The 6,420-nt window shown below is 66.5% G+C and carries 7 protein-coding genes; 3 read left to right on the top strand and 4 right to left on the bottom strand.

The window, feature by feature from the left end:
* The coding region (locus tag D7W82_RS05135) for a transposase domain-containing protein (RefSeq protein ID WP_147439228.1) at nucleotides 1-200 on the top strand (200 nt) is incomplete at its 5' end.
* Between the two features lie 1,017 nt (nucleotides 201-1,217).
* Here the strand turns inward: D7W82_RS05135 and D7W82_RS05125 are convergent.
* From D7W82_RS05125 to D7W82_RS05115, 3 genes are all read right to left on the bottom strand, one after another.
* Nucleotides 1,218-2,150 (bottom strand): hypothetical protein, encoded by a 933-nt coding sequence (locus D7W82_RS05125; RefSeq protein ID WP_120617249.1) that lies wholly within the window; start codon nucleotides 2,148-2,150, stop codon nucleotides 1,218-1,220.
* Between the two features lie 210 nt (nucleotides 2,151-2,360).
* Nucleotides 2,361-2,594, bottom strand: a complete 234-nt coding sequence (locus D7W82_RS05120; protein ID WP_120617248.1) for a hypothetical protein — start codon at nucleotides 2,592-2,594, stop codon at nucleotides 2,361-2,363.
* Nucleotides 2,595-2,728: 134 nt separating this feature from the next.
* Entirely contained in the window at nucleotides 2,729-3,745 is a 1,017-nt protein-coding gene (locus tag D7W82_RS05115) for an MBL fold metallo-hydrolase (protein WP_233587307.1), read from the bottom strand.
* Between the two features lie 89 nt (nucleotides 3,746-3,834).
* Here D7W82_RS05115 and D7W82_RS05110 point away from each other — a divergent pair, with 89 nt between their 5' ends.
* Nucleotides 3,835-4,764 carry a LysR family transcriptional regulator gene (locus D7W82_RS05110; protein ID WP_120617247.1) on the top strand — a complete coding sequence of 310 codons (930 nt, stop codon included), beginning with the start codon at nucleotides 3,835-3,837 and terminating at the stop codon, nucleotides 4,762-4,764.
* Here the strand turns inward: D7W82_RS05110 and D7W82_RS42515 are convergent.
* On the bottom strand, nucleotides 4,761-4,943 hold the full coding sequence (locus tag D7W82_RS42515) for a UBP-type zinc finger domain-containing protein (protein WP_370450936.1): 183 nt from the start codon (nucleotides 4,941-4,943) through the stop codon (nucleotides 4,761-4,763). The two genes, D7W82_RS05110 and D7W82_RS42515, sit on opposite strands and share 4 nt — an antisense overlap.
* Before the next feature lie 472 nt (nucleotides 4,944-5,415).
* On the opposite strand from D7W82_RS42515, the gene D7W82_RS05100 reads away from it, so the two are divergent.
* Nucleotides 5,416-6,420, top strand: a complete 1,005-nt coding sequence (locus tag D7W82_RS05100; protein WP_147439227.1) for a hypothetical protein — start codon at nucleotides 5,416-5,418, stop codon at nucleotides 6,418-6,420.

Below are 6,420 nucleotides of genomic sequence, written 5' to 3'. Positions count from 1 at the left end.
CGGGGGCGAATCTCGCCGGCCTCTATGCCCTCGTCGCCACCTGCGAGGCCAACGGCGTCAATCCCGAGACGTACCTGGCCGACATGCTGCTGCGCGTGCAGACGCACCCGCACTCGCGCATCGGTGAACTGCTACCTCACGAGTGGAAGCGGCGACGCGCTGCTGACCCGCCCGAGTCACCCCTCCAGCCCAGTCCCTGAACAGCTGACTCCTCGCGGCGCTCGCCGAGCACGGTCCGCGTCTGTCATCAAGCCTGCCGGCACGTCATTGGCCGGACGGTTAACCTCACTGGACGGTGCTGTGTCGAGGGGTTGCTCGGATTCCAAGGGCCCGCAGCCCGCCGCGAACATCAGACTGCCAATCGCGACCAACCACTTCATACGGCTCATCATGGCGCTACCTCCGTGTGTGGAATGGGTGGGCGGATGATAATTCCGAATTTTGAGTAAGCCATTGGGGAAAGGCGGAAAAGCGTGGATGGGTTTTATTGGAGGCGGAAACGTTTGTTGGCGGTGTTTGGATTGCTGTTGTGTATGTGACGCCCTCCACAAAAGCCCGTGGGAGCCCCTCCTTGAGGTTCCGCGGCAGCTTCGCCAATCCCTGGGTATGCCCACACCCCATGCCGGCATGCCCTTGCACCAGAGGTCAGGCTCGCAGGGTCACCCATATTGCTTGCCATTTATTGTGGGGTCTTGAAGAGTGGCAATCGCCTCAAGCCGATCTTCCAAGGAAAGACACCCGATGAATAGACAAGCAATGTTCGCGGCCCTCGCAGTCCTCTGTCTCACGGCCTGTGGCGGCGCCATGGATGAGCAGACGGACCTGTCGGCCCAGAAGGCGGCCGTCCTCTCCTCGACGGATCCGTTGGTGGGGAAGTGGTGCCACGCGAGCTGGCCTGGCTGCTTCACCATCGACAGCAGCGGCTCCGGAATCATGTCGAACAACGGAGATGGCTGTTGGCGGACGGGTGATGTGAAGTTCTCGGGACTGACCCCGGGCTCCACTGCCGGGACCTACACTGGGACGCGCAACCACCGTGGATCAGGAACCTGCGCAAGTCCTGCGCCGTATCCTCTGCCGACTTCTACGACCATCACGATGACGGGGCCCGATTCATTCACGGAAGTCTCCGGGAGCTTCACGGCGAGCTGGTTCCGATCGCCCTGAGCCTCAACGGGGCCGGATGGGCTCTGGCCCATGCGGCCCCTGGGGCAGGCCTATCTCGGCCCCCGGTGGGTTGCCAGCGCTCGGCGCAGCATGGTCTCCGTCCATTCGAGTTCTTCCCGGGACAGCCCCGCCCCCATCCGCACGAAGCCCTTCTTGTGCTCGATGACGACGGTCAAGCTACCGAAGAGCTTCTCCTCCGGCTCACGCAGGTCGATGTCCTCGATCTGCGACGCTGGGAGTCGTGTGGCTTCTCCCGGCTTCCCGCCCCCGGTGCGCGAATGCTCAATGCCCCGTGAGGACGCGACGAGAGACCAACCCATATTGACCTCCCGGATGACACTCCACAGAAGGAGTCCGCCCAGGCCAAGGAAGATGGCGAGGGCCATCAGCGGCTCCGCGGAGGTGAGTTGTCGGAGGCCGTACGTGCGCACCCAGGCCAGCCCGAAGACGGTGGGTCCACCTACCGCGATGACAAGCGCGATGCCCGCCTTCATTACGAACAGGGGCCTCCAGCCGCAGCCTGGCAGCTGCAACACCAGACCCTGCGCACCCTGCCGGGCCCGGATACGACTGCCTGGGGGGAGTGACGGTGGCGCCCGCTCGCCGTCAAGTGGCGCTGCTTCGAGGCGGGCATCCGCGGGGCGCGCGTGTCCGCCGTCCACACTCAAATCAACGCCGAGGAAACGAGAGAGGGCTTGGGCGAGCTCCAGCGCCTCGTCCCGGTCGTTACTCCCCGACACCGCCACGGTGCGTGTCGGGGACTTCAACTCCACTGAGTAGAATCCCCAGTCGATGGAGCCTCCCCCAGCCTTTCCGCGGGGGGAGAGGGCCACGGACGTAAAAGACCCGAGCGGGTGCGTGTTCGCGGAGAAGAACACGCCGACACCGGACCGCAGCTTCAAGAGCTGTGTTTCCTTGTTGAGCAGCGCTTTCCAGTCGGACGTCAGTTGGTCGGCGGCCCACATGCAGGCGAGGAGCGCCATGGCCCATGCCGGCCATGCGCTCCAGAGGGAAGGTACGAAGAGCGCAACGCCGGGGAAGGAGAGGGCCGCGATCAGCGCAACCCTGCACGCCCCTCTCACGAAGCGGGGGACGTCACGCTCAATGGTCAGGTGAGGGCCGAAGGCAGCCCACCGATGGGATCCGCATCGCATCTGGACGAGGCTATGCGATGGAGGCTCGCCGCGAGAAGCTCAGTAGCCGGTGCCGCCGCAGTGATTGTTCATGCCGTCCTCGGTGCCGTACGGGATGCCGTCCTCGCAGATCTGGCGGCTGGGCGCGTAGACGTCCTGCCAGATCATGCCTCCAGGGGATGGGACCAGGGTGAAGGCGGAGCCAGCGAAGTTTGACGTCCAGAAGCCCATGACGTCGGGGCTGCCCTGCACCGTATCGAGCAACTCGGCGATGTTCTTGCGCGTGTATCGCATGGCTTGGGTCCTTGAGAGGAGGGGAGGACGCGAAGCCGAAATCCTACGTAAGCGGTGGGGAAGGGAGCAATCCGGGTGGCAGGTCACGCTCGAAGATCGCCGTGCCGGCCCCGATGGGCCGGCACGGAACCCTCTCACTCCGCCCTGGCCTTCGTGCCCTCCCAGCGCTGGCCGGAGCTGTAGTTGAGCGGGATCCACCGGTAGCCCTTGCCCTCGGCGCTCAGCCGGCCCAGACCCGGGAAGGGCATGTGCGCGAGGCCGATCAGGTCACCGCGCTTCGCCGCTTCCGTGAACGCACGCGCCCGCTGCGCCGCGGCCGCGCGCTCATCGACGTCGTAGGCGACCGTCACCGAAGGCTCGCGCAACTGCACCGAGCCGAAGTGCATCAGGTCGCCCCACAGGACCAGCCGCGCTCCACGGCTCTCCACGACGTAGGCGCTGTGCCCCGGCGTATGTCCCGGGGTCGGCATGGCCCGGATGCCTGGAACGATGGCGTCTCCATCTCCGAACGCCTTCAGCTTCCCCGCGTCCTGGTACGGCCCCACCATCGCCCGAGCCTCCTCGAAGTACTTCGGGTCCACCGGTCCCTTCGCCCGGTCATCGCGCCCCAGCCAGAAGCCTGCCTCTCGCGCGTGCACCCGGAGGATGGCGTTGGGGAACGCCCGGCTCACCTTGGACATGAGCCCACCCGAATGGTCGGAGTGGATGTGCGTCAGCAACACCACGTCGATCTGCTCGGGACGGTAGCCCGCCGCCTGGAGGCTCTGCTGGAGCTGGCCTCCCACGCCAGGGCCGAAGAAGCTCCCCACGCCTGTGTCCACGAGCACCAACGCGGTGCCGGTGTTGATGAGGAAGGCGTTGATGGACAGCTCGACCGGATCCTCCAGGTGGTCGCGCGAGAGCAGCTCCTTCACCCGCCCTGGCGTCGTGCCCGTCGCCACCTGGCTCACGGTCTGGGGAACAGTTCCGTCGGACAGCACGGTGACCTCGAAGTCGCCGAGCATCATCCGATGGAACCCGGGGGCCTGGGTCCGGACCTGGGGCGGGGCGGCGTGGACGGAGGACGAAAGCAGGGGAGCACCACTCAGCATCAGCAGGGTGAGGGCGCGAGACACAGCGAAGAAGGCACCGCGAGCAGGGGTCGTTTTCATGCGTGAGGAGATACGCCCCGCCTCCGCTGGGATAAACGGGAGCCCTTCGCACACTGCGTTTCACCGCTGAAACAATCGGAAGGTCGAAGATGGACACGTTCACGGCGATGGAAGCCTTCGTCCGCGTGGTGGAGACCGGCACCTTCACCAAGGCAGCGGATGCGCTGGGCCGCCCGAAGGCGGCGGTGACCCGGCTGATCCAACAGCTGGAGGCTCATCTGCGCGTGAAGCTGCTGCACCGCACCACGCGCCGCGTGACGGTCACCCCGGAGGGCATGACCTACTACCAGCAGGCCCTGCGGCTGTTGGGCGAGGTGCGGGAGCTCGAAGCCACGTTGTCCCAGTCACGGCGCGGTCCCCGGGGGCGCCTGCGGGTGGAGTCGAGTGGGACGATCTCCCGGCTGCTGCTCATCCCCGCGCTGCCGTCGTTCTACGCACGCTACCCCCAGATGCACATCGAGCTGGGCGTGAGTGACCGTGTCGTGGACCTCCTCGCGGACAACGTCGACTGCGCCATTCGCGGAGGCCCGGTGAAGGACGAGTCCCTGGTGGCACGGCACCTGGGCGACCTCTGTTATTGGCTGTGCGCATCCCCCCGCTACCTGGAGCGCCACGGCGCGCCCCTCCACCCGTTGGAGCTGGCGGGTCCGGCGCACGCGGTGGTCAGCTACTTCTCGTCGCTGAGCGGCAAGGAGCTCCCCATCGTCTTCGTTCGCGAGGGCGAGCGGCTGGAGGTCCAGGGGCGAAGCCTGCTCACGCTCAACGAAACCAACGCATACCTGGCCGCGGGGCTCGCCGGCCTGGGCGTCATGTTCGCGCCGCGCTTCGTGTTGGAGCCCTACCTCGCGTCCGGGGAGCTGGTGCGGGTGCTGGACGGCTGGCGGCCCGAACCCCGGCCCCTGTTCCTGGTCTACCCACCCACACGTCAGCTGGGCGCCGGGGCGCGGGTCTTCATCGAATGGTTGACGGAGCTGTTCGCGAGCCGGCCCAACCTGTGGCGCGATGACGCAGGTGCCTAGGGCGCGCTCATCTCGAACGATTTGATGACCGGATGGGCGCTGGCGTGGAAGTGCTGGGTCGCGTGGCGTGATGGCGAGTCGTCGCAGCAGCCCACGGGCCCACAGGTCAGGCACCTCCGGAGCGAGGTTCGCGAGCGCGGGACGGCGGTGGCGAGCCCCGCGGGCCCCGCGCCTACCACGGCGACGTCATCGTGCGTCTCGAAGGCCCCCTCCGGCAGCAGTCCGAGCGCTCGGGCAAGGGTGCTCTCGGAGGGATTCTTCAGGCTTCCTCCACCCCTCACCCCTGCCGGAAATTCAAGAATGCTCCACCGAGGCAGGGGGCGGAGGTCCCGGCGCACCCATTCCCGTTCCACGTGCCTGCGGACAGACTGCCTGCTTTCGACGCTCGTTCACCCTTCGAGGACGCAGGCCATGTGTACATTCTGTGATCTGGGAATCTGCCATGACCCGGCGCATCGAAGTGGAGCGCTTATCGGTGAGTGGGTTCGCGACACGTGTCGTTTCTGCTCGATCGGCATCTGCACGGAGCACGGTCCCCAGGGGCCGCGCGTGGGGGAGACGCCCGTTCGGCTGTTCGATATCCGGAGGTCCCGCCCGTCCGTGAGCCTCACGCCCGCGCCCTTGTTGGAGGTCCCTCGAGGCCTCTTCGCCATGCCCCGCGCTTTGATCACCGGGCAGATGCACCGGCATCCCAGTCAAGCCGAGGAGGCGCGGATCATCTCGGGGATCCTCGGCTCTCCGATGGGGACGACGCACGCCATCCCGAAGAACATCCATCGCTTCTGGACCGGCGGACCCATGCGTCCCGCGGTGGTCGACGAGTTGATCGCCGATGGGCTCCGGGCGAAGCAGGCTGGCTGGACGAGTCACCTCTGGTATTCCGAGGAGGTCGAGCGGGTGCTGGACTCGCACCTCGAAGAGGCGATCGCGAAGACGAAGGGCATCTTCATCTTCTCCAAGCGCCCTCAAGCGCCCGAGGACAAGCGGCCCCTGCGCGCCACCCAACGGCACAGGCTGGAGCAGGCGGGCTTCCGGGTCCTCGCCATCGAGCGGCTCGACAGCGGTGGCTGGTTGACGAAGCTGGCGAGCCGGGCCGGCCGCTCCGCGCTGGCTGGCATCTGGGATGACGTCAAATACTTCTCGGACCTGGCGCGACTGCTCTATCTCTATTTCGTCGGGGGCATCCACATGGATGTCGACATCTCGCTGGGCGACATGGACCTGACGCAGCAGTATTTCCACAACGACCCGGCGGGACAGGTCCCGCTCATGGGCAGCCTGCTGCGTGACCAGAGCGACGCGTTGATTCCGAAGCTCCGCTACCTCAAGCGGATCCGTCAGCGGCGTCTGCTCACGCAAGAGGAGTACGACGAGTACAGGGAGGCGCTGCGGGCGGCGGTGACCAAGGGCGTGAACGCCGCGGGCATGTTGAACGCGTTGATCGGCTCGCGCGGTGGCACCACCCACCTCAATGATGCCATCGCCGAGTACCGGCGGCGCATCGACGGCACCGGGGACTTCATCACGGGAATGGCGCTCGCCCCCATCCTGCTCCTCGGAAGCGCAAGGGTGGGCAACCTGGACCAGGCCCTGAAGTGGACCGTCCCGCCGTACCTCGTGCGCCTGGATCCGGACACCGAGGAAAGCAACCTCTGA

The organism is Corallococcus sp. CA049B (assembly GCF_003611685.1).
Classification (GTDB): domain Bacteria; phylum Myxococcota; class Myxococcia; order Myxococcales; family Myxococcaceae; genus Corallococcus; species Corallococcus coralloides.
The sequence above is the reverse complement of the archived record's forward strand: the minus strand, read 5'-3'. Positions and strand labels throughout refer to the sequence as shown.

What these genes read in the sequence shown, in the direction of transcription:
- D7W82_RS05125 (WP_120617249.1), bottom strand. Translation starts at nt 2,150, where the DNA reads ATGGCGCTCCTCGCCTGCATGTGGGCCGCCGACCAACTGACGTCCGAC.
- D7W82_RS05120 (WP_120617248.1), bottom strand. Translation starts at nt 2,594, where the DNA reads ATGCGATACACGCGCAAGAACATCGCCGAGTTGCTCGATACGGTGCAG.
- D7W82_RS05115 (WP_233587307.1), bottom strand. Translation starts at nt 3,745, where the DNA reads ATGAAAACGACCCCTGCTCGCGGTGCCTTCTTCGCTGTGTCTCGCGCC.
- D7W82_RS05110 (WP_120617247.1), top strand. Translation starts at nt 3,835, where the DNA reads ATGGACACGTTCACGGCGATGGAAGCCTTCGTCCGCGTGGTGGAGACC.
- D7W82_RS05100 (WP_147439227.1), top strand. Translation starts at nt 5,416, where the DNA reads ATGCCCCGCGCTTTGATCACCGGGCAGATGCACCGGCATCCCAGTCAA.